Origin of the sequence: Clostridium rhizosphaerae, from assembly GCF_016765585.1 — a bacterium.
GTDB lineage: Bacteria > Bacillota > Clostridia > Clostridiales > Clostridiaceae > Clostridium_AT > Clostridium_AT rhizosphaerae.
The window spans coordinates 1,034,430-1,054,016 of record NZ_JAESWC010000002.1 but is presented as its reverse complement, the minus strand read 5'-3'; the positions used below and the strand labels follow the sequence as shown (position 1 = coordinate 1,054,016).

At 30.6% G+C, this 19,587-nt stretch carries 20 protein-coding genes; 15 read left to right on the top strand and 5 right to left on the bottom strand.

What is annotated here, in order from left to right:
• Positions 1-31: 31 nt before the first annotated feature.
• Together JK636_RS08130 and JK636_RS08125 are read left to right on the top strand one after the other, a co-directional pair.
• Positions 32-370 carry a hypothetical protein gene (locus JK636_RS08130; protein WP_202748323.1) on the top strand — a complete coding sequence of 113 codons (339 nt, stop codon included), beginning with the start codon at positions 32-34 and terminating at the stop codon, positions 368-370.
• Between the two features lie 275 nt (positions 371-645).
• Positions 646-906 carry a hypothetical protein gene (locus JK636_RS08125; RefSeq protein WP_202748821.1) on the top strand — a complete coding sequence of 87 codons (261 nt, stop codon included), beginning with the start codon at positions 646-648 and terminating at the stop codon, positions 904-906.
• Between the two features lie 52 nt (positions 907-958).
• Here the strand turns inward: JK636_RS08125 and JK636_RS08120 are convergent, their stop codons facing one another.
• On the bottom strand, positions 959-1,330 hold the full coding sequence (locus JK636_RS08120) for a bactofilin family protein (protein WP_202748322.1): 372 nt from the start codon (positions 1,328-1,330) through the stop codon (positions 959-961).
• Between the two features lie 144 nt (positions 1,331-1,474).
• On the opposite strand from JK636_RS08120, the gene JK636_RS08115 reads away from it, so the two are divergent.
• Positions 1,475-2,407 carry a helix-turn-helix transcriptional regulator gene (locus JK636_RS08115; protein WP_202748321.1) on the top strand — a complete coding sequence of 311 codons (933 nt, stop codon included), beginning with the start codon at positions 1,475-1,477 and terminating at the stop codon, positions 2,405-2,407.
• A gap of 193 nt (positions 2,408-2,600) precedes the next feature.
• On the opposite strand, the gene JK636_RS08110 is transcribed toward JK636_RS08115, so the two are convergent.
• Entirely contained in the window at positions 2,601-3,551 is a 951-nt protein-coding gene (locus tag JK636_RS08110; protein WP_202748320.1) for an FG-GAP repeat domain-containing protein, read from the bottom strand.
• Positions 3,552-3,650: 99 nt separating this feature from the next.
• Between JK636_RS08110 and JK636_RS08105 the strand changes: the two genes are divergently transcribed.
• Together JK636_RS08105 and JK636_RS08100 are read left to right on the top strand one after the other, a co-directional pair.
• Complete coding sequence (locus JK636_RS08105; RefSeq protein WP_202748319.1) at positions 3,651-4,079, top strand: ferritin-like domain-containing protein; 429 nt, start codon at positions 3,651-3,653, stop codon at positions 4,077-4,079.
• A gap of 14 nt (positions 4,080-4,093) precedes the next feature.
• Positions 4,094-5,341: an extracellular solute-binding protein gene (locus tag JK636_RS08100; RefSeq protein ID WP_202748318.1), complete on the top strand. Its 1,248-nt coding sequence runs from the start codon at positions 4,094-4,096 to the stop codon at positions 5,339-5,341.
• 47 nt (positions 5,342-5,388) lie between these two features.
• Here JK636_RS08100 and perR read toward each other — a convergent pair whose 3' ends face one another.
• Positions 5,389-5,814 (bottom strand): transcriptional regulator PerR, encoded by a 426-nt coding sequence (perR, locus tag JK636_RS08095; protein ID WP_202748317.1) that lies wholly within the window; start codon positions 5,812-5,814, stop codon positions 5,389-5,391.
• Between the two features lie 223 nt (positions 5,815-6,037).
• On the opposite strand from perR, the gene JK636_RS08090 reads away from it, so the two are divergent.
• The 7 genes from JK636_RS08090 (at position 6,038) to JK636_RS08060 (ending at position 14,083) form a co-directional block, all read left to right on the top strand.
• Positions 6,038-7,414: a PhoH family protein gene (locus JK636_RS08090; RefSeq protein ID WP_202748316.1), complete on the top strand. Its 1,377-nt coding sequence runs from the start codon at positions 6,038-6,040 to the stop codon at positions 7,412-7,414.
• A gap of 183 nt (positions 7,415-7,597) precedes the next feature.
• Positions 7,598-8,632: a phosphodiester glycosidase family protein gene (locus JK636_RS08085; protein WP_202748315.1), complete on the top strand. Its 1,035-nt coding sequence runs from the start codon at positions 7,598-7,600 to the stop codon at positions 8,630-8,632.
• A gap of 13 nt (positions 8,633-8,645) precedes the next feature.
• Positions 8,646-9,722, top strand: a complete 1,077-nt coding sequence (locus JK636_RS08080; RefSeq protein ID WP_202748314.1) for a hypothetical protein — start codon at positions 8,646-8,648, stop codon at positions 9,720-9,722.
• 347 nt (positions 9,723-10,069) lie between these two features.
• Positions 10,070-10,723: a site-2 protease family protein gene (locus JK636_RS08075; RefSeq protein ID WP_202748313.1), complete on the top strand. Its 654-nt coding sequence runs from the start codon at positions 10,070-10,072 to the stop codon at positions 10,721-10,723.
• Between the two features lie 127 nt (positions 10,724-10,850).
• On the top strand, positions 10,851-11,504 hold the full coding sequence (gene trmB / locus JK636_RS08070; protein WP_202748312.1) for a tRNA (guanosine(46)-N7)-methyltransferase TrmB: 654 nt from the start codon (positions 10,851-10,853) through the stop codon (positions 11,502-11,504).
• A gap of 277 nt (positions 11,505-11,781) precedes the next feature.
• Entirely contained in the window at positions 11,782-13,071 is a 1,290-nt protein-coding gene (locus JK636_RS08065) for a histidine--tRNA ligase (protein ID WP_202748311.1), read from the top strand.
• Positions 13,072-13,243: 172 nt separating this feature from the next.
• Positions 13,244-14,083, top strand: coding sequence for a methyl-accepting chemotaxis protein (locus JK636_RS08060; RefSeq protein WP_202748310.1), 840 nt, complete (start codon positions 13,244-13,246; stop codon positions 14,081-14,083).
• 32 nt (positions 14,084-14,115) lie between these two features.
• Here JK636_RS08060 and JK636_RS08055 read toward each other — a convergent pair whose 3' ends face one another.
• Positions 14,116-15,000, bottom strand: coding sequence for a DUF2156 domain-containing protein (locus JK636_RS08055; protein ID WP_202748309.1), 885 nt, complete (start codon positions 14,998-15,000; stop codon positions 14,116-14,118).
• A 337-nt stretch (positions 15,001-15,337) separates the two neighbouring features.
• Here JK636_RS08055 and JK636_RS08050 point away from each other — a divergent pair, with 337 nt between their 5' ends.
• Together JK636_RS08050 and ymfI are read left to right on the top strand one after the other, a co-directional pair.
• Positions 15,338-16,090 carry a hypothetical protein gene (locus JK636_RS08050; RefSeq protein ID WP_202748308.1) on the top strand — a complete coding sequence of 251 codons (753 nt, stop codon included), beginning with the start codon at positions 15,338-15,340 and terminating at the stop codon, positions 16,088-16,090.
• A 238-nt stretch (positions 16,091-16,328) separates the two neighbouring features.
• Positions 16,329-17,069 carry an elongation factor P 5-aminopentanone reductase gene (gene ymfI / locus JK636_RS08045; protein WP_202748307.1) on the top strand — a complete coding sequence of 247 codons (741 nt, stop codon included), beginning with the start codon at positions 16,329-16,331 and terminating at the stop codon, positions 17,067-17,069.
• Positions 17,070-17,179: 110 nt separating this feature from the next.
• Here ymfI and JK636_RS08040 read toward each other — a convergent pair whose 3' ends face one another.
• On the bottom strand, positions 17,180-18,721 hold the full coding sequence (locus JK636_RS08040; RefSeq protein WP_202748306.1) for a serine/threonine-protein kinase: 1,542 nt from the start codon (positions 18,719-18,721) through the stop codon (positions 17,180-17,182).
• Positions 18,722-18,925: 204 nt separating this feature from the next.
• Here JK636_RS08040 and JK636_RS08035 point away from each other — a divergent pair, with 204 nt between their 5' ends.
• On the top strand, positions 18,926-19,585 hold the full coding sequence (locus tag JK636_RS08035) for a DUF3298 domain-containing protein (protein WP_202748305.1): 660 nt from the start codon (positions 18,926-18,928) through the stop codon (positions 19,583-19,585).
• Positions 19,586-19,587: the final 2 nt, after the last annotated feature.

Below are 19,587 nucleotides of genomic sequence, written 5' to 3'. Positions count from 1 at the left end.
AGAACATATTTAACATTTAGGGGGTGAATATATGAGCAAGCATAATAGAAAACATAATAGGCAGCAGGATAATAATGGAATGAATAATTTTGACTTAGGTAACTTTGATATGAGTCAGATGGGTAGCTTATTAAATAATATAAATCCTAACCAGCTTTCTGGACTTTTAAATAATGTAGATTTAAACCAGGTAACTTCAATGCTTCAAGGAATGAGTGGAAATAATTCACCTAATGTTGAACAGCCAATTTCCAGCGACAAGAGATTAGAACTTCTTAATGCTATAAGACCTTTAGTTGATGCAGATAAATCAAAACTTATAGATACTATGATTCAAATCTATAATATAAGCAGAATTGTAAAAAAGTAGGTATATAGCCGTAGATGATTAAATTTCCATCTATGGATTATATAAATAAAAACATATGAATTGCTTATAAAAAACATAAGAGCAGCTTAGCACCAAATTTAATCTAATGAATAGTATATATTATAAACAAAAGAAGGCAACGCCCAAGAAACAGCAGACTCCATATATCCCAATATACAACAGAAATAAGCTGTTTCAAAATACTTCCTTTGTTTAAAAGCTAAAGATAAAGAATAGATTACATTAAACCATTGCCCAAGAAAGGGGGGTTTCATATGAGTAAAAAGCACGGACATGAATGCTGTTATGATGAAAAGCCATGTTGCAAGGAACGCGACAATTGCTGCTGCAGCTTCCCAACTCTAGTTGTATTAATTCTTATAATTCTTCAGTTCAATAAGCATGGTCACGGTTTATACGGAGCAAATGCTGTTGAAGGAGTTGGAAACTACAACGGATTATTCGGATCAGACAATAGCATACTATTCATCATTGCTCTATTCTTCTTATCCTGCTGCAATCCATGCAAAAGATAGCTAATTAATAAGATAAAAAAGAGAAAGGGAAGCCTGAGGGTTTCCCTAATTTTTATTCTATTAATTCCTCTGCATTTCTAGAAGCAATCATAGTGCATTTTCCGTCAAAGGAGCCTCCTTCTTTTACAATTAAATTTTTCACGGTTATATCACCAGTAATTTTCCCATACGGTTCTAAGGTTAGTGAATTTTCACATATAACATTACCTTCTACCTTGCCATTTATAAAAGCATTTTGACAGGAAACATTGCTTTTGCAATAAGAGGATACACCTATAATTACATCATCCTGCCAAAATATATCACCTTCTACAGAGCCGTCAATTTTCATTAATCCCTCTCCTCTTAAAGATCCAATAATTGAACATTTTTCTCCTATAAGAGTTTCAATTTTATTAAGGTTTTTTTCTTTTTCATTAAACATAGTACTTCCTCCATTTAGGCTTTTACAATTTATTATATTATATTGAAATTACATATATTCCATAATTTAAGTGTGAAAAATCTTTAAAATATTACGATAATAATAATAAATATATTCTAAGGCATAAATACAAGGAGAAATAAAATGTCTAAGTTATCACATCTGGCTGAAATTTTAATTACGCTTCAGTATAAAAGCTTTGTTACAGCTTTAGAACTATCTGAAATTCTAGGAGTTGATAAGAAAACAGTATATAGGTATATAGATAATTTGATAGAAGCAAATATACCGATTCAAACTCGTAAGGGTAGGAATGGGGGGATTTATCTTGAAGAAGGTTTTTTTATGAAAAGTCCTAGGCTTACAATTGAAGAGTTAGAGTCTTTGCTTTTAGCAGAAAAAATTTTAACAAAAGAAAATGGATTTGCGTATGAGGATACTTTGAAAAGTGCAGTAGGTAAAGTTAAAAATGTTTCTCGGCTTAAGATAGACAAAAAATTAAGCAATGGAATAATGGAAAATCTAGATAGTATAGATGATAAATTTTACAATATACTTCTAAGCATTGAAAAAGGACGGGCTGTTGAAATAGAATATCTAACTGCAGCAAAGGATAGCCTGGTAAAGGCAAAGGTTGATCCATATACAGTTATATATAGAATGGGTGAATGGCACTTGATAGGATATGAGCATAATACAAGTGTTGTTAAGAGCTTTTATGTAAGACTGATTAGCAAAATAAAAATAACCAATCTAGTATTTATAAAGCCGGCAGATTTTTCTCTGGGTAATTTTATTAAGGATTATTTTGGTGTTTTTTATGGTAATAATATAGAAGTGAAAATTAAGTTTAGTGAAAGCTTAAAAAGTTTTATAAGTCGTACTAAATGGCATGCCAGCCAAGAAGTTCAGGAGATGGAGGATGGAAGCTTAATGTTAAGCTTCTTTCTAGATGAGTTATCTGAAATAAAAAATTGGGTGATGGGTTTTGGTTCAGCAGCAGAGGTTATTGAACCTCTGCTGCTAAGAGAAGAAATCAAGCATGAAATCCATAAGCTTAGTGTTTTATATGATTAATCAATATGATTGATTAAAAATTTTAAAAATGGTGTATAAAACTACTAATAATGGTCAATATTAATAATGTAAATTGGAGATTAAATCTCCAAAGCATATAATGAAAGCATTACGCTTTCATTTAATGCTAGAACCCCCCATCCCCCTTGGGACCGCTAACCACGGTCCCTTTTGTTTTTATTTAAAAAATATCTTATTGCTCTAAATTTATTGAATTAACTTTATAATAATTATTTTCATCAGCTTTTCCTTGAGGTTTTAAGGTTACGTTTAAAGCGTAATTTTTAATCTTATCCTTTGATATATTAGATACGGCCTTAAAGTTTAGTGTCCAAATAATTTCTGAAATTTCACCATTTTTATCAGATTTATTATCTTTAAAAACACAATTTTGGAATATGTATGTATTATTTTCTCCTGAAAGCTTGCCAATAACTGATATATCCTGACCGCTTAAACCAGGATAAAATATATTAGAAGGTTTATTCCCTTCGCTTCCTGGAAGAGCTTCAATATATTTGATAAGTGAAAATATACTATCTCTTCCCATAAAATTATCCTTATAGTTGAATACTACATTTTCTAATTTTTTCTTATCATGCATGTACATATATGTAGCAATTTCAATTTTATTTGCGGTTAATTTACCAGATAAAAACTTGGGAGTTTTATTATTACTTACATCTGCAAAGCCGATAATGCTATTTGAGCTGCAGAAAATATCTTGAAATCCACCATTGTTCCAAAGAAATACATGTTGTACAGGTGTTTCCTTTTGAGCAGATTGTATAAAAATTTCTGGTGTCTTATCTCTAGTTATATCCATTAAAGTAACCTTAAGTGGATTAAATTCATCGTAAGTTCCTGAGGTAGGAAGCTTTTTGTCTGGTTCTAGATAAAGGCTTTTTTCTCCTGTGTTCACTTCCATATAATATTTATCCTTTTCTGTCTTAATATAAAGAATGTCTCTTTTGCCGTCACCATTTAAATCAGCTTGTACCAACTTATTATTGGCAACAAGTGTATTAAAGGTTGGAGTAGTCTTTTTGGTTAGAAGAAGGATTATTAATAGGATTAAAATGATTGATGTTAAAACTGCATAATAAATATGTTTTTTCTTTAGAAATATTACCCTTAATTTCATATAAATCACCTCCATTTAATTATATGAAAGAATTATATATTTAATTATTCTACACAAAATAAATTTATAGGTTTATAAGAAATACGAGGAGGTATTTGTATGAATAATGATGAAATGTATTTGACTAAAATGCTCAGGGGTGAAAATATGGGGATAAACATATATGAAAAGTATATTAAAAAGCTTCCAGAAGGAAAATATAAAAAAGAAGTTGAGAGTTTTCAGAGTGAACATATAAGGCATAAAACAAGACTTGAAAATATAATGAAGCATAGAGATATAGAAATAGGCAGCGAAATAGGATTTCAGGGGAAAATGGCAGAACTTATGACCTCCGTAAAGTTAATGTTTAAAAGTGATCCAAAAGCTGTGTTAAAGGAGGTTCATAAAGGAGAGTTAATGGCTGCAAAGTACACTGAAAAATATTTATCAGAGTTTAGCGAAAGTATACAACCAGATATTGAAAAATTATTAAAAGAAGATAGAGAAAGAATAAATAAGATTAATAAAATACTTAAAACAATTTAAAACAGGAGGGGCAGGTGAGTTGTAAGTTGAGAATAAATAAATCAATTTCGCTTATACTGGTTATTTTTCTTTGTATAACCTCAAATGGCTGCCAAAAGAAAAGTAGTTCTGGAGAAAGCAAGGAAAAGTCGTTAAATGTATATGTAGATATTAAAGATAAAAATTCTCTAAATATAATTAAGTTTTTAACCGAAGAGTATAAGAAAGAAAATCCAAAGTCAAATCTTAAAGTCAATGATGTACTAGGAACTGATGGAAGTATTGAAGAAGATATAAGTAAAGGCACAGAAGCTGATGTAATAATAACAAATAGAAATACAATGATGGAATTAGCTAGAAAAGGACTTATTAGTGATATGGGGCAATATTATGAAAAAAATAAAATAGGAGATAAATTTTATAAAGTTGTTACAAGTTACGGGAGAGTGGGGGAAAAGTATTATGGTTTAGGGATGATTCCTTATACTATGGAGATTTTTTATAATACAGATGCATTAAATAAACTAGGTGTATCTCAACCTACTAATATAAAAGACATGGAAGCTGTGATTAAAAAATTAACCGCAAATAACATAAAAATTCCTGTAGTAGTGGGGGAGGATTTAGATATTAATACTGCATTATCTACAGTTGCTGCTAGTAATATAATTAAAGTATCAGACTTAGATAATATTTATGATAATAAAGAAGAGTATAAAAATAAAAAGGAAATGCAGGGGATTTTTGATGGGATCAATGCAGCTGTTAAATACTTATCTATAAATAAAAGTTTATTTGAACTAGGCAATGACAGTACCTTTACTTCTCTTACTAATGGATCAGTACCTTTAGTTATAAGTACCTCTTATTATTATAATGAGCTAAAAGACGGAAAGATTGGAATAGTAGAGGATTACTCAGTATTAAATAACCAAAAGGGTACAGTTCCGGTTATAATAAACAGTATAATGTCTATTCCAAGCAATGGGAAAAATTCAGAAGAGGCAGGAAAACTTGTCAAATTTATACTTGATGAAAAGACGCAAGAGAAACTTGTGAAGAAAGGTTTTGTTACTGGCAGCAAGAAGAGTAATGAAAAGTTATCAGGAATTGGTGCCAGTATAGAAAAACATCTATTAAGTTCAAGTGATAATAATATAGCCTATATTTATAGCCTTCCTAAAAAATTCAGAGGCGCTATATCTTCAAAAGTAGATAATATACTAAGTGGAAAATATAGTGGTAGTGAATGGCAGGATATTGTAAATGAGGTTTATAAATAAAAAAAGGATATGTTAGATTTAAACTTAATCTGGCATATCCTTTTGATTTATTCATCTTTTTTGTTGTTTTTGCAGTCTCTGCATAATCCATAAAAATATACCTGACTAGTCATTACCTCATAATCTGTTTGTCCCTTAACGGTATCATTTAAATCATTAAAGCAAAAACCTGCAATGTCATCAACTCTTCCACAGCTTAAACACTGAATGTGAGAGTGTGGACAAACCATTCCATCGTATCTGAAATTGCCTTCACCAACATTAATTTCTTGAACTAAACCTACTTCTACAAGAGTTTTTAGTGCTTTGTATACCGTAGCAAGGCTCATTGTAGGATATTCTGGCTGAAGAGCTTTATATATAACTTCAGCAGATGGATGTTCTTTTGTTGATTTTAAATATTTATATACTGCAATACGCTGAGGAGTCAACTTAAGCTTTTTTTCTTTAAATACTTCAGATAAGTTATTCATATACACCATCCTTACTATATAGTTAATTATATTATATAATAAAAATTATTTATTGTCAAAGAAAAGGTTTTTTAAATTTAAGTTTATAATTTATTTATTTTAACAATTATTTTACTCATTTTATTTACTTAATCATATTATAGTAGTAATAAAGATTTTTCTCAATACTCCGCCTAAACAAAAATGCGCATTTCAATAAAGCTTAAAGAAAGGGGATTATATATTGAAAAGAACTTATGTTTTAGATACTAATGTTATTCTTTATTCACCTAATGCTATTTTTTCCTTTGGTGAAAATGATGTGGTTATACCTGAGGTAGTGTTAGAGGAATTAGATGCTTATAAAAAAGATAAAAGTGATTTAGGGGCAAATGCAAGACACTCAGCAAGAATAATAGATAAACTTAGAAAGCAGGGGAAATTAAATAAAGGTATTGAGCTTCCGGGCGGAGGTAAACTTAGAGTTGAAATGAATCACTTAAGTGCCGAAATACCTCCGGTGTGGAACAAAAATAAACCTGATAATAGAATAATTCAAGTATGCAAGGGACTTCAGGAACAGGGGGAAGATGTTTGTCTTGTTACTAAAGACATTTTTGAGAGAATTAAAGCAGATACGGTTGATATAGATGCAGAAGATTTTTATGAAAAAATGGTTCCTGAATATGAAAGTCAATATACAGGGAGAATTGAGGTTTTCACTTCTTCAGTTAAGCTTGATGAATTTTATCAAAAGAGAGTTTTGTTACCTGAAGATTTGATGTACTATTGTTCTGATACTGGTCAGTATTCGATGCCTGAACTTTTTGTTAATCAGTTTTTAATTATTCATTCTATAGAAAATCAAAGGAAAACTGCTTTAGCAAGATATGATGGAAAAGAAATAGTACCACTGATTTTCAAAGAAAATAGTCCGCTAGGAATATCGCCAAGAAATGTAGGACAAAAGTTTATGCTTGAAGCTCTTTATATGGATGCTGATAAAGTTCCCCTTGTTATAGTTAAAGGTCCCGCTGGGACTGCTAAGACATTGTTTTCTTTAGCTGTAGGACTCCAAAAGGTAATGGAGGAGAACACAGGGCAATACAGAAGAATACTGGTATGCAGGCCAAATGTAACTATGGATGAGGAAATAGGTTTTCTACCAGGAACAGAGCAAGAGAAAATATCACCATTCATGAGACCGATATTTGATAACTTGCAAATTCTTGTAGATTCTGATGAAAAAGAAAGATATAAGGATGAAAAAGAGCTTGATGATAAAGTAAGAGAGCTATTTGATAGAAAGATTATTACTACCGAAGCTGTTGCATTTTTGAGAGGTCGTTCAATAGTTAAAAATTGGGTAATAATAGATGAGGCTCAAAATCTCTCACCTAAGCAAATTAAAGCAATAATAACAAGAGTTGGTGAAGGAACTAAACTTATATTAATTGGAGATCCAGATCAGATTGATCATGCATACTTAGATTCCAGATCAAATGGATTGTGTTACGCAGCAGAAAAAATGAAAGGCAGCGAACTTTGCTGCCAAGTAACGCTTAAATACGATGAGTGTGAGAGATCGCCGCTTGCATATGAGTCATCAAGAAGGTTATAATGATAAAGACATGCTTTAGCATGTCTTTATTGTTTCATAAAAAGCATACTTTTAACAATAAATACTTATAAACACTATTTAAAATATAATAGTTTTATAGTAGAATAGAGTTTGTATTTTAATTAACATAAAAGCTGAGTTTTAAAAATATAGATATTAAATTATATTAGGGGATGGTGAACAATGGCACAAAATAGAGATAGTATTAGTAAAAATACTAAAAAAACTAAAAGAAAAAAGTTTTCATGGAGATTGTTTATATTTTTCATAGCATTTGAAGTTATATTTACTGCATTTACAGGACCGTTTATGTTATACTACGGACCATTTGAAAATGTAAAAAAATCCATGGTAGCTGCTATAATGCAGACAAGAACACATCAATATTTTGCTACAATATTTTTATCAGATAAAAAGATAAACCAGATTTTAGGAAGAGATACATCAAATGCTGGCAGCTGGGTAAATGTAAGTTCAGAAGAACAGCATGTAAGCGACATTAAAATATCCAACCAGCACGATAGTTCTATAACTAGATATGATATTCCAGGAAAGAAATTCGATGGATATATGTTGGAGATAAAGGACCCGTCTCGAGTAAGGGTTGCCATGACTAAAAAGCTTGGAAAAGAGGGAGAAAGAACAAGTCAGATGGCTAAAGAGAATAATGCAGTTGCAGCAATAAATGGAGGAGGTTTTACTGATAAGTCTTCAGATGGAACTCTTTGGGCTGGAACCGGTGGATATCCTACTGGACTTGTTATTTCAAATGGACAGGTTCTTTATAAAGATCAAAGCGAGAATACAAAAGGTAGTGTAATGGCTTTAACAAAGGATGGTTTATTAATAGTTGGAGAAAAGAGTCTTTCTGATTTAAAGAAGGCTGGGGTAAAAGAAGCAATAAGTTTTGGTCCTCCTTTGATAATTAATGGAAAGCTTCAAAAGGGTTTAGATCCAGGACCAAATCCAAGAACTGCAATAGGACAAAAACAGGATGGAACAATTTTGATGCTTGTTATAGATGGAAGACAAGGCACAAAGTTAGGGGCAAGTCTTCAGGACGTACAACAAATTTTATATAAAGCAGGAGCATGGAATGCAGTTAACCTAGATGGAGGCTCTTCTTCTACAATGTATTACGAAGGTGAAGTAATAAATGAGCCTAGTGATCCACTTGGTGAGAGAACTGTAGCTACATCAGTTTATGTTGAGAAGTAAAGGAGAGTGAAGCATGAAGAAGTTTAAAAAAGTAGGGGTATGGATTTTAATATCTATATTTTTACAAGCTGGGGTTCTTTTTTATTTAGATAGATTTTATTTTGTTACTGAATCCAATGTTGATATAAAGAAAGTAGAAGAACCTGCTAAACAAGTAATAGCAAATAAAGATATAGAAATAAATATACCTGAAGCTGCAAAGAATATTAATATTTCTTCTGATGGAAAGTATGTTGCATATTTTTCAGATGAAACATTATATGTTGTAAATACTATAACTGGAGATAAGAAGCAGGTTGAGTTTGATAGTGATAAAAAATTCTCTTACTATATGTGGCTTCCAGATGTCAATAATATACTTATAGCTGAGAAAAAGTCCACATCAAAACAATCAACTATAACCTTTTCTAATTATGATGCTGAAAAGAATAAAAAGAAAGATATTGCTAACGATAACAGCGGCAAGCCAACTTTAATAAATCTTTCTGACAAGCAATCAGATGTTGATGATTTAGAAATGTCAAGACTTACTGGAGTTATCTATATAAAAATTTCTAATAAGAATATTAAAAATGGTAGAAGCAGTTTTTATGAAATGAATAGAATGGCTCAAATAAGCAGTTTAAAAGTAAACAGTAACTCAGTTGGCAATATAAATACATTTCCGCATCAAGCAAGGCTCGCGTATGAAGACTTAACTTATCATAAGGTTTATACTACTGGTATAAATAAGGCAATAACTATAAAGGGAGTTACTAACACTTGTTTAGTTGGAACAGATGACGAAGATAAACTTTATATAGGTGCGGTTGAAAACAATAAGATAAAGAAAGTTTATTACGGACTTGTTAAAGACAGTATGGATACTTGGAGAAGTATAGAGTTAAAGAATGTGGTAGATAAGAAAGATATATTTGTATCTAGTAATGGTGACATATATGTAAATGACAACTTAAAGGGTACTATCACTAATATCATGAGCAACAAAGAAATAACTTATAAAGGAAAGCTTATTCAAATGTATGAAAATGGTGCAATATCTCTTTCGGACGGAAAACTTTACAAAATAAGCTTTAATTCTAAGGAGTAAGGCGTAGGCCTTGCTCTTATTTTACATTTTGACTATACAATTTACAGGAAAAATTATAAAATAAACTTATTACTATTATAGATGATAAAAGTCTTAATTGTACTTTAACGAGCAATTAGCGAGCGGAAGCGAGTAATCTTTAATTGCTCAGTGCTTCCGACTAAAAGGAGGTTGAAGTCCTAAATGGACTTCAACGGGTAGTCTGCGAAGTGGAACGAGCGTCTGAGACTACCCTGTGTTTCGAGTAAAAGGAGGTAAAAGTCCTAAATTGACTTTTACGAGTAATTTTCGAGCGGAAGTGAGAGTTATAAATTACTCAGTGTTTCCGACTAAAAGGAGGAATAAATTTGACCTATACAGCATTACAAGATAAAATATTGCAAATACTGCTTCTTCTGCCGGGTATACTGGCAGGATTTACATTTCATGAATATGCTCATGCTTATGTGGCAGATAAACTTGGAGATAAAACACCTAGATTTCAAGGAAGACTTTCATTAAATCCATTGGTTCATATCGATCCAATAGGATTTCTAATGATACTTATAATTGGCTTTGGATGGGCTAAGCCTGTACAAACAAATCCTAGTGCCTACAAAAAGTATTACAAGGATGATTTGAAAGTTTCTTTAGCCGGACCTGTTGCTAATTTAATACTAGCTTTTATTTCAGCAGTATTTTTAGCGCTTTTTATAAAATTTACTGGAAGTATGAGCATGAATGAAAATTTAAGATGGATTATCACAAGAATATTCATACTTTCAGCAAGTATAAATTGTACTTTATTTGTTCTAAATTTAATACCTATACCCGGTTTTGATGGATTTCATATATTAAGAGATTTATTTCCTAAATTCTTTTATAATATTGCAGATACTATATATAGATATCAGCTCATTATTATGGTTTTATTTTTAGCTAGTCCATTAGCAAATTATGTAATAGGTGTACCTTCAAGGTATATACTTTCTTTTATTTTTAATATTGTTGGGAGAATTTAAAACAGATATTTTTTAAAGAAGTGCAGTGCATAGCTGCATTTCTTTCTATTGTATAGATTTAGTTAGAAAAATTATATATAATCAATAATGTAGTAAACGATGAAGCTATTTTAAATTGGAGGAAGAAATGAGATTAAGAAAAAAATGGTGGGCAAGACCAGAACTTGAAAGCAGCACTATATTTATAACAAATCCAAAGGATAACTTTGGAAGATGGAACGAAGAATTTAAAAATAATAATGAAATTCATCTGGAGCTTGGCTGCGGAAGAGGTAAATTTATCAGCGGAAAAGCTAAACAAAATCCAAATATAAATTATGTCGCTATAGATTTAAAGGATGAAGTGCTTATATTCACTTTAAAAAACGTTATAGAAGCGGAGGTTTCTAATGTTAGAATAGTGCCATTAAATATACAGCTCATTGAAGGTATATTTGTTGAAGATGAAATTTCAAGGATATATATAAATTTCTGCAATCCCTGGCCAAAGGACAGGCATAAAAAGAGAAGACTTACTCATACAAGATTTTTAACGGAATATAAGAAGTTCTTAAAACCAGGTGGAGAGATTTGGTTTAAGACTGATGATACCGAACTATTTGAAGAATCAATTGAATATTTTAAAGAAAGCGATTTTAGTATTGAATATCTAACCTATAATCTTCATAGCAGTGATTTTAAAGAAAATATTGTTACCGAGTATGAGGAAAAGTTTACTTCAAAGGGCATGAAAACAATGTTTTTGATTGGAAAATTAAGTTCTGTTAATGAGAATAAATAAAATACGAAATTTTGTTGATTTGTGTATATAGTAATGTTAAAATATAACAAAATTTATGAGGTGATCATATGTTTATAAATTACTTTTTAAGTAAAAAACTTCATCACCATCACAGGAAGCACTTGAAGCCTTGAATTTAATTCACAGGTACAAGTGCTGTTAGTGCTTGTACCTGTGGTGCTGTTTATATGGAACTCTACAGGTATTTAATAAGTACCTTGCAGAGTTCTTTTATTTTTTGAAATAAATTATTTTAAAGTGAAAAGGAGAGATTTATATGTCAGTAGAATTAAAAAACTTAAAAGGAACGAGAGATTTTTTGAAAAATGAGCAAAAGTTAAGAAATGAGATTATTAGAAAGCTTCAACAGGTATTTGAAAGTTATGGCTATGAGCCCATTGAAACACCAATAATATGTAGATATGATATTCTAGCTTCAAAGTATGCAGGTGGTGATGAAATATTAAAAGAAGTATATAAGTTTAAAGATCAGGGACAGCGAGAATTAGGGTTACGGTATGATTTAACAGTTCCTTTTGCGAGAGTTGTAGGAATGAATTCTAATATGAGAATGCCTTTTAAAAGATACGAGCTAGGAAAGGTATTTCGAAATGGCCCTGTAAAAGCTGGAAGGAGCAGGGAATTTATTCAATGTGATGTTGATGTAGTAGGAGTAAAGTCAATGATGGCAGAAGCAGAGCTTATGATTATGGCAAATGACATATATAAAATGCTTGGACTTGATATTTATATCTCTTTTAGCAATAGAAAACTTCTGTCAGGAATAATTAAAGCTACAGACATAAGCGAACGGCTCGAAGGAACTGTAATATTAAGTTTAGATAAACTTGAGAAGTTAGGAGAGAAAGGGGTGAAAGATGAACTTTTGAATAAAGGATTAACCCCTGAAGAGATATCAAAGTTATTTTCAATTATAATGATGAATGAGGAAAAACTGCTAGAAGAACTCCGAAATAATCCTCCTAATAATTTGATAAAGCAAGGAATAAATGAGCTTGATGAGCTTATTTACTTTATGGAGTCAGCAGGTATAAAAGATATTTGCAGGTTTTCACCATGTCTTGCAAGAGGTCTTGAAATATATACTGGTACAGTTTTTGAGATATTTTTATCAGATGGAAGCATAAGCTCAAGTTTAAGCGGCGGTGGGAGGTATGACAAGATAATAGGCGCATTTTTGAATAATGGCAATGAATATCCGGCAGTTGGAGTAACCTTTGGTCTTGATGTAATATATTCAGCCATAGAAAATAAGTATACTGAAATGGAGACACCAGCAGCACAAGTATATATCATACCAATAGGAACTGAGGCACTGTCACTTAACTTATTAACAAGATTAAAAAGAAAAGACATACAAGCTGATATTGAGATGGATAAAAGAAAACTAAGAAAAAGTATTGAATATGCAGGGAAGCAGAAAATACCTTTTATAGTAGTTATAGGTGAAGATGAAGTGAAAAGCGGAAAAGTTAGAGTTAGAAATATGAAAGATGGTATTGAAACAGAGATGGATATAAATAAGCTTGAACTTTTCTTTAAATAGCTTAAATAAAAAAAATATGCATGCTGCACATATTTATAATGGTGAATATTATTTTTATGTAGATAGAAATCTTTAAAACAGTAGATAATGTTTATAAAATTATGTATAATTAGACTTGAGTGGATATAATTCTACAAAAGTCTTTTTATTTTATAAAAACAGGGGGAAAATCATGATTTTTGGTAAAAAGTATGCAGAAGAGATTGAAGCACTGAGGAAAGAGCTTGATATAGAAAAAGCAGAAAAAGAATCGTTAATTGAGAAAATTAATAAGCTTGAAAATAAGGTTAATTCTTTGGAAGATGAAAAAAGCTCTTTAGAGAAAAGATTACACGAAAAGGAAGAAAGCTATAGTGAAGCAGCAGCTGTTGAATACAGTAGTGTTATTTTTGATTTAAATGGTCTTTTAAAGAAGCTTGTTGGACAAGATGAGAATGTTATTGCAAATATTAATGAAATAAACAATATTGGATTAAATGTAAAAGAAATAGCTAAGAATGCAGGAGATACATTAAAGAATATGACTCAAACTACAAAGGAAACAGGAAGTGTTATTAATGATTTTACAACTTCCTTTGAAGAACTTTTAAACAGAGTTAAATCGATAGAAAATATATCTTCTCAAATAAATGGTATAGCTTCTCAAACTCAACTCTTGTCATTAAATGCTTCTATAGAATCAGCTAGGGCAGGAGAAGCAGGTAGAGGCTTTACAGTAGTTGCAGAGGAAATAAAGAAGCTTTCTGAGAATACTTCAAGACTTTTAAAGGATATTCAAAATACTGTTAAAGAAACCTATGATATAGCTGTTAAAGCTAAGGAACAAGCTGTTGAACTTAACGAAGGAAAGTCGGAAACAGTATCAGTAGTTAAGGAAGCTAAGCTTGGTTTTAATGAAGTAACACAAAGAATAGAAGAAATTACAACTAAGATATCTGAAATTAAAAAAACTGGAGATGTTCATCTTAGTTTAAGTCAGAATATTATTGATAAAGTAAATACAATTGCCTAATATAAAATCCTGAGGAGCATTTTCTCAGGATTTTATGATACTATAAATTTGGGCTCAAGTTTAATAGGTTGATAAGACAATTTGGCTTTTCTCAAGCCTTCTTTACCTAAGTCTTGTTCTCTATTTATATATGGTATATTACTAAAGTGCTTTTCTATAAAGGCTCTATTTACAAACGCATATAATCCATTTATCTCAGTGGAAGCTTTTTCAATATGGATTATTGCCATATTTTCATTCATTTTTTCACCTATAGTGAAAGCAGAAATCTCTTCATCTACATAAACAGCCATTCCAATAAAATCAAGCTCCTCATTATGAAGAAGAAGTTCTTGAATAGCTTTAAGCTCATACTTAAGATATCCCTTGCATTCATTAATTTTACACCAATCACAGGCTGTTTTCATGCAGTCTTCTATAATCTTATTATTAATTTCAACAGTTTCATATCTATTATTTTTTATAAAGTTATTATAATGATTTTTCTTGCTATGAAGTTTTTTTCCAGATAAGGAGATAAGCTTAGAACTTTCGTAAATATAGTCAAAATTATCTCTATCCTCTTCAATATTATAAGTATTTCCAAATATACTTTTTATTTCTTGAACAAAATCTGCTTCAGTATCTTTAAACAAATATTTCATATTATTTTTATTCCTGTATGAATCCAAAAGTTCCACAATTTCTTTTAAGTTATCCTTAGTATAACCAATTGGCTGCATGAAATGGTAATCTTCATCGAAACCTTTCTTTTTGATAATTAATATATCCTTAAAGATTGTATATTGTATATCTAAAGCTTTACGCCAAATAAACAAATTAGTAAAGGAATATTCGCTTGTTTTAAAGTTATAGGGCTTTAAATATTTATTAAATATATTTTTATCTTCAAGACCAAGAGGTTTAAATTCAAACATAGTATTTTCTCCTTTCAGTCGAAATTCTGGGCAGCCTAACTAGCTCGTTCCCACTCTCTAGTCTGCCAATAAAATTTCATTTAGGCTTTTACTTCCTTTCATTGAAGAACTTGACTGCTTAAGAGCAGTAGTTTATTTAGGACATCTAACTTCTTATAATCACAAATAAAGTAAAAATATTATCTATAGTATTAGCTAAAACTATGGAAGTTATATGGCTGTCTTACTAAATTATCAAAGTATAAATACTATATGATTGGTTAATTTAAATATGAAAGTAAATTTAATTTTACAATTATTTTTAATCAATAATCTGCAATTAATGGAGGTAACTAATATGAAGAAGGTCGCTAGTTTAGTTATGACAGCTTTATTAATTAGCACTCTATCTGGATGTACAAATAGAAATACAGCTTTGAGAAATGATTATAATAGAGTCATGCATCCTGGAACAACTCAAGGAACAAGAACAGGTTATGAAACAACTAATCAGGGAAGGACTCAAGGAACCTATAGAGATGGCGTATATACTGGTACAGGTAACCCAGGATCTAATGGAAATCAGATAGCAACTGTTACTATAAGTGGTGGGAAAATAATAGATGTGGCTTTAAGAAGTGTTGATACGCAGGGAAAAGAACTAGGAAATAATACAGTACCACCTGGAACGACAATAGGAAAAATAACTGGAAATACAGCGAGTACGACAGCAGATACTCCGGGAACAAGGAATGCGGGTACTCCAGGAGTAACAACAGGAGGTATGGCTGGCGGAATGGCTGGAGATATTACCGGAACACCTAGAGGAAATACAAACTATGCTGCTGGAGACTATAGCTATCAAGGTTATGGTGGAAATTCAGGGCCAATGCCTGGAAGTATGCCAAACGGAATATCAGGAAGAACAAATACAGGTACAACAACAGGAGGAACAACTACAAATTTCGGAAATTATGACCAGATGAAAAGAGAAATTGCATCTTCTGTTATAAATAATCAAACCTATGATATAAATTTAGGTCGAAATAATACTGATATGGGACAAAACTGGAAGTTAGCAGTTAGAAGAGCTTTAGAGCAAGCAAAATAATATTATGAATTCCTAAATACAAATAAATCCTATAGAATGAACTTTAAGTTTAATTTCTATAGGGTTTATTTTTAAATTTAAATAGTTTACAAATTATGATAAAATTATAGTTATTATATATAGGGAAGCAAGTTCAACTATTAACCTATACATGTCCTAAAAAGGTTTAAAACTACCTATTTTATGACATGTATAAATTAAGTTTCACCTTTGTTTCCCTATAGAAAAGAGGAACGTTATGAAATTATCAGGTAAAACAGCATTAGTTACCGGGGCTTCAAGTGGCATAGGAAGAAGTATAGCTGTAGAATTATCAAAGGCTGGCGCTGTAGTAGCAGTAAACTATAATAAAAATGAAGAGGGAGCTTACGAAACTTTAAAAATAATTAAAGAAAATGGCGGCTTTGGCATTATTGTTAAAGGCAATGTAGGCTCCTATGAAGAAGTTAAAAATATGATAGATTTAACTATTCATAAATTTGGAAGGATAGATATCTTAGTTAATAATGCAGGAATATCAAAGGTGGGATTATTTATGGATATGCAAGAAGATGAATGGTCTGATCTTTTAAATATAGATTTAAATGGAGTAATAAATTGCAGCCATTATGCTCTTAAATATATGGCATATCAAAAGAGCGGCAATATAATAAATATATCTTCTATATGGGGAAATTCAGGAGCTTCCTGTGAAACCGTATATTCAGCAGCTAAGGGTGCAGTAAACAGCTTTACAAAGGCTTTAGCAAAGGAAATGGCTCTATCTAATATAAGAGTAAATGCAATAGCACCTGGTGTAATTGATACTGAAATGAACAAGTGGCTTTCATTAGAAGATAAAGAGGCACTTCTTCAGGAAATTCCAATGATGAGGTTTGGTACAGGAGAAGATATAGGAAAGCTTGCTATGTTTTTAGCTAGTGATGAAGCTAAGTATATAACTGGTCAGATTATTACAGTTGATGGGGGAATGATGTAAAAATAATCAGCTGACTAAAAACAAGTAATAATTTCTAATAGTGACCGCATCTTTTATATTTGTAAAAGAAAAAAGCTGATTATAGATAATCAGCTTTTGTAGAGTTGTATTTATTTTACATCTATAAATAAGTTTATATCCCTGCTTATGCTGCCGCTTAAGGATGAGTTTATAGTGTAAGTAGTTCCATTAAAATTGAAATTTTTAAAATAAATCTTTATTCCTTGCTTAACAGAGCTTGGAGGAATTGGAAGCTTTGTAATAGCACTTGGATTATAGCACTTTATAGCTTCATTATTTTCATCTGTAAAATATGTCTTCTCTAAATCTATATTAATTAAGTCTTTGGTTTTATTTTCTATATTTAAATTGGCAATTAGAGTATTGTCAATTAATTGAACGGAATCAACTCCAATGTTAAACTTAGAATTGCTAATTGAAGCATTAGGGTTTAAATTAAATTGAAACTGTAAATCTTTACTTTCATTTTTTCCCTTACCTTTAGCTTTACCTTTCGAGCCGCTACTGCTGCTTTTTAAAGTAATAGCATTATTTTTAAATAGTACACCTCTTGAAATTATATCTTTCTCTTCCGCTTGTTTAGGCTCAGAAGTATTTTCATTTTTTTTGATATCATTATTACCAGTATTTTTAGAAGCTGTATTATCTGGAGTATTAGTGTTTGACAGCTTGCTTTTATTACTGTTTATAAGTGATGTTAATAATATTAATATTACAGCTAATATTATGATTAAAGCAGCTAATATTTTGTATACAGGTTTTTTTGTTTTGATTTTTTTATCTGCTAATTCAGTTTTAGGAGCCAGAATGGTTTTATCATCTCTATTAACAGCTTTAGTTTTAAAGTTATTTAAATTGTAAATATAGTTAATTAAAGTCTCTTTAAGTTCACGTATATCTCTATAACGATTTTCAGGCTCAATAGCAGAAGCTTTAAGCATAATATTGACAAGAGCATATTCCATAGTTTTTGGGTAATTATCCTTATTTATAATTTCTGTTGGATAGGAAGGCATCCTGCCAGTAGTCATAAAATACATAGTAGCACCTAAGGAGTATATATCAGTTTGAACATTAGATTGTACATTCATTAATTGTTCAGGTGCTATATACCCCTTTGAACCAAGTATTATTGTATCACTGTCTTGATTTTCCTTATAGGTTCTTGATATCCCAAAGTCTACCAATATTACTTTTCCATTCTTTTGAAGCATTATGTTAGACGGCTTTAAATCTCTGTATATAATTGGTGGATTAAAGTTATGAAGATAATCAAGTATACTGCAAAGCTGCAGAGATATATCTATTAGTTTTTCAGGATTAAGACTTCCATATTTACTGATATATTCTTTTAAGGTTTCTCCTTCTATGTAGTCTTCAACCATGTATAGATAATTTTGTTCATAAAATATGTCTACTATTCTTGGGATTCCATCATGAACTAAATCTTTTAAAATATTAGATTCTGCTAAAAAATTTATTTTTTCAGACTCATCTATTTTAGTTTCCTTTACGGCCCATAGGTTTCCTAGGCGATTATTTTTACAAAGATATACAGTTCCCATTCCACCTTGGCCCAGAACCTTAATGACCTCATATTTATTATCAAGTATATGTCCTATATTTAACATGCAATTCACCTCAAGCCAAGAATTTTATAGATAAAAAAATATAAAACCCTATAAATTGATTACTATAAAAGTTTAGTATTGTTTATAAATTTTTTCTACAGGAAAATTATAGTATAAAAAGTTACATCTTATTCCACTCTTGAATAATATAAATAATAAGGGAAGTAATATTCTTGCTTATTTTAGTAAAAGGAGTTGGATGCAGTGGGACATAAAAGAAAGCCGGCATTAGTAAGTGATGTTAAAGTTGAAAGCCCAGGACTTAATCTTACCTATCCCAAGGTCAGTGGACTTAAGCATAAGAGTGCTGAGTCTGGAATTAATAGATATATAAAAAAAGAAGTACATCAGATGCTTAAGAAAGAGGAATATGGAAAAAATGAAAATAAAAAATTTACAGGAGGCTATACTGTAAAATTAAACAAAAGAGGTACTTTAAGTATAATTATTGAGATTTATTCTTTTGTAAAAGGTGAGGAGAGAGGAAAGACTATCAGAAAAGCTATTAATGTTAGTCTTAAGGATGCAAGAGTTTACCATATAGATGACTTATTCAGCAGAAAAGTTAAAAAGATTAAATTTATAGCAAGACTTAATGATCTGATTAAAGCTCAAATTGGTTTTAAAGGAATAAATCATGATAAGGTATTTGATACCGTTGCTGTAGAGCAGGCTTATTATCTTACGGAAAATTCTTTAGTAATATATTTTGAGCCTGATTTATTTACACCTGCTGACTATGGTTTCTTGGAGCTTGAAATAGCATTTTCAGATATTGAAGATATAATAAATAGTAAGGGGCCGATAGGAAGACTATTAAGAGATAAAGAAGATAATGAAAGTAATGAAACAGCAGACGAATAATT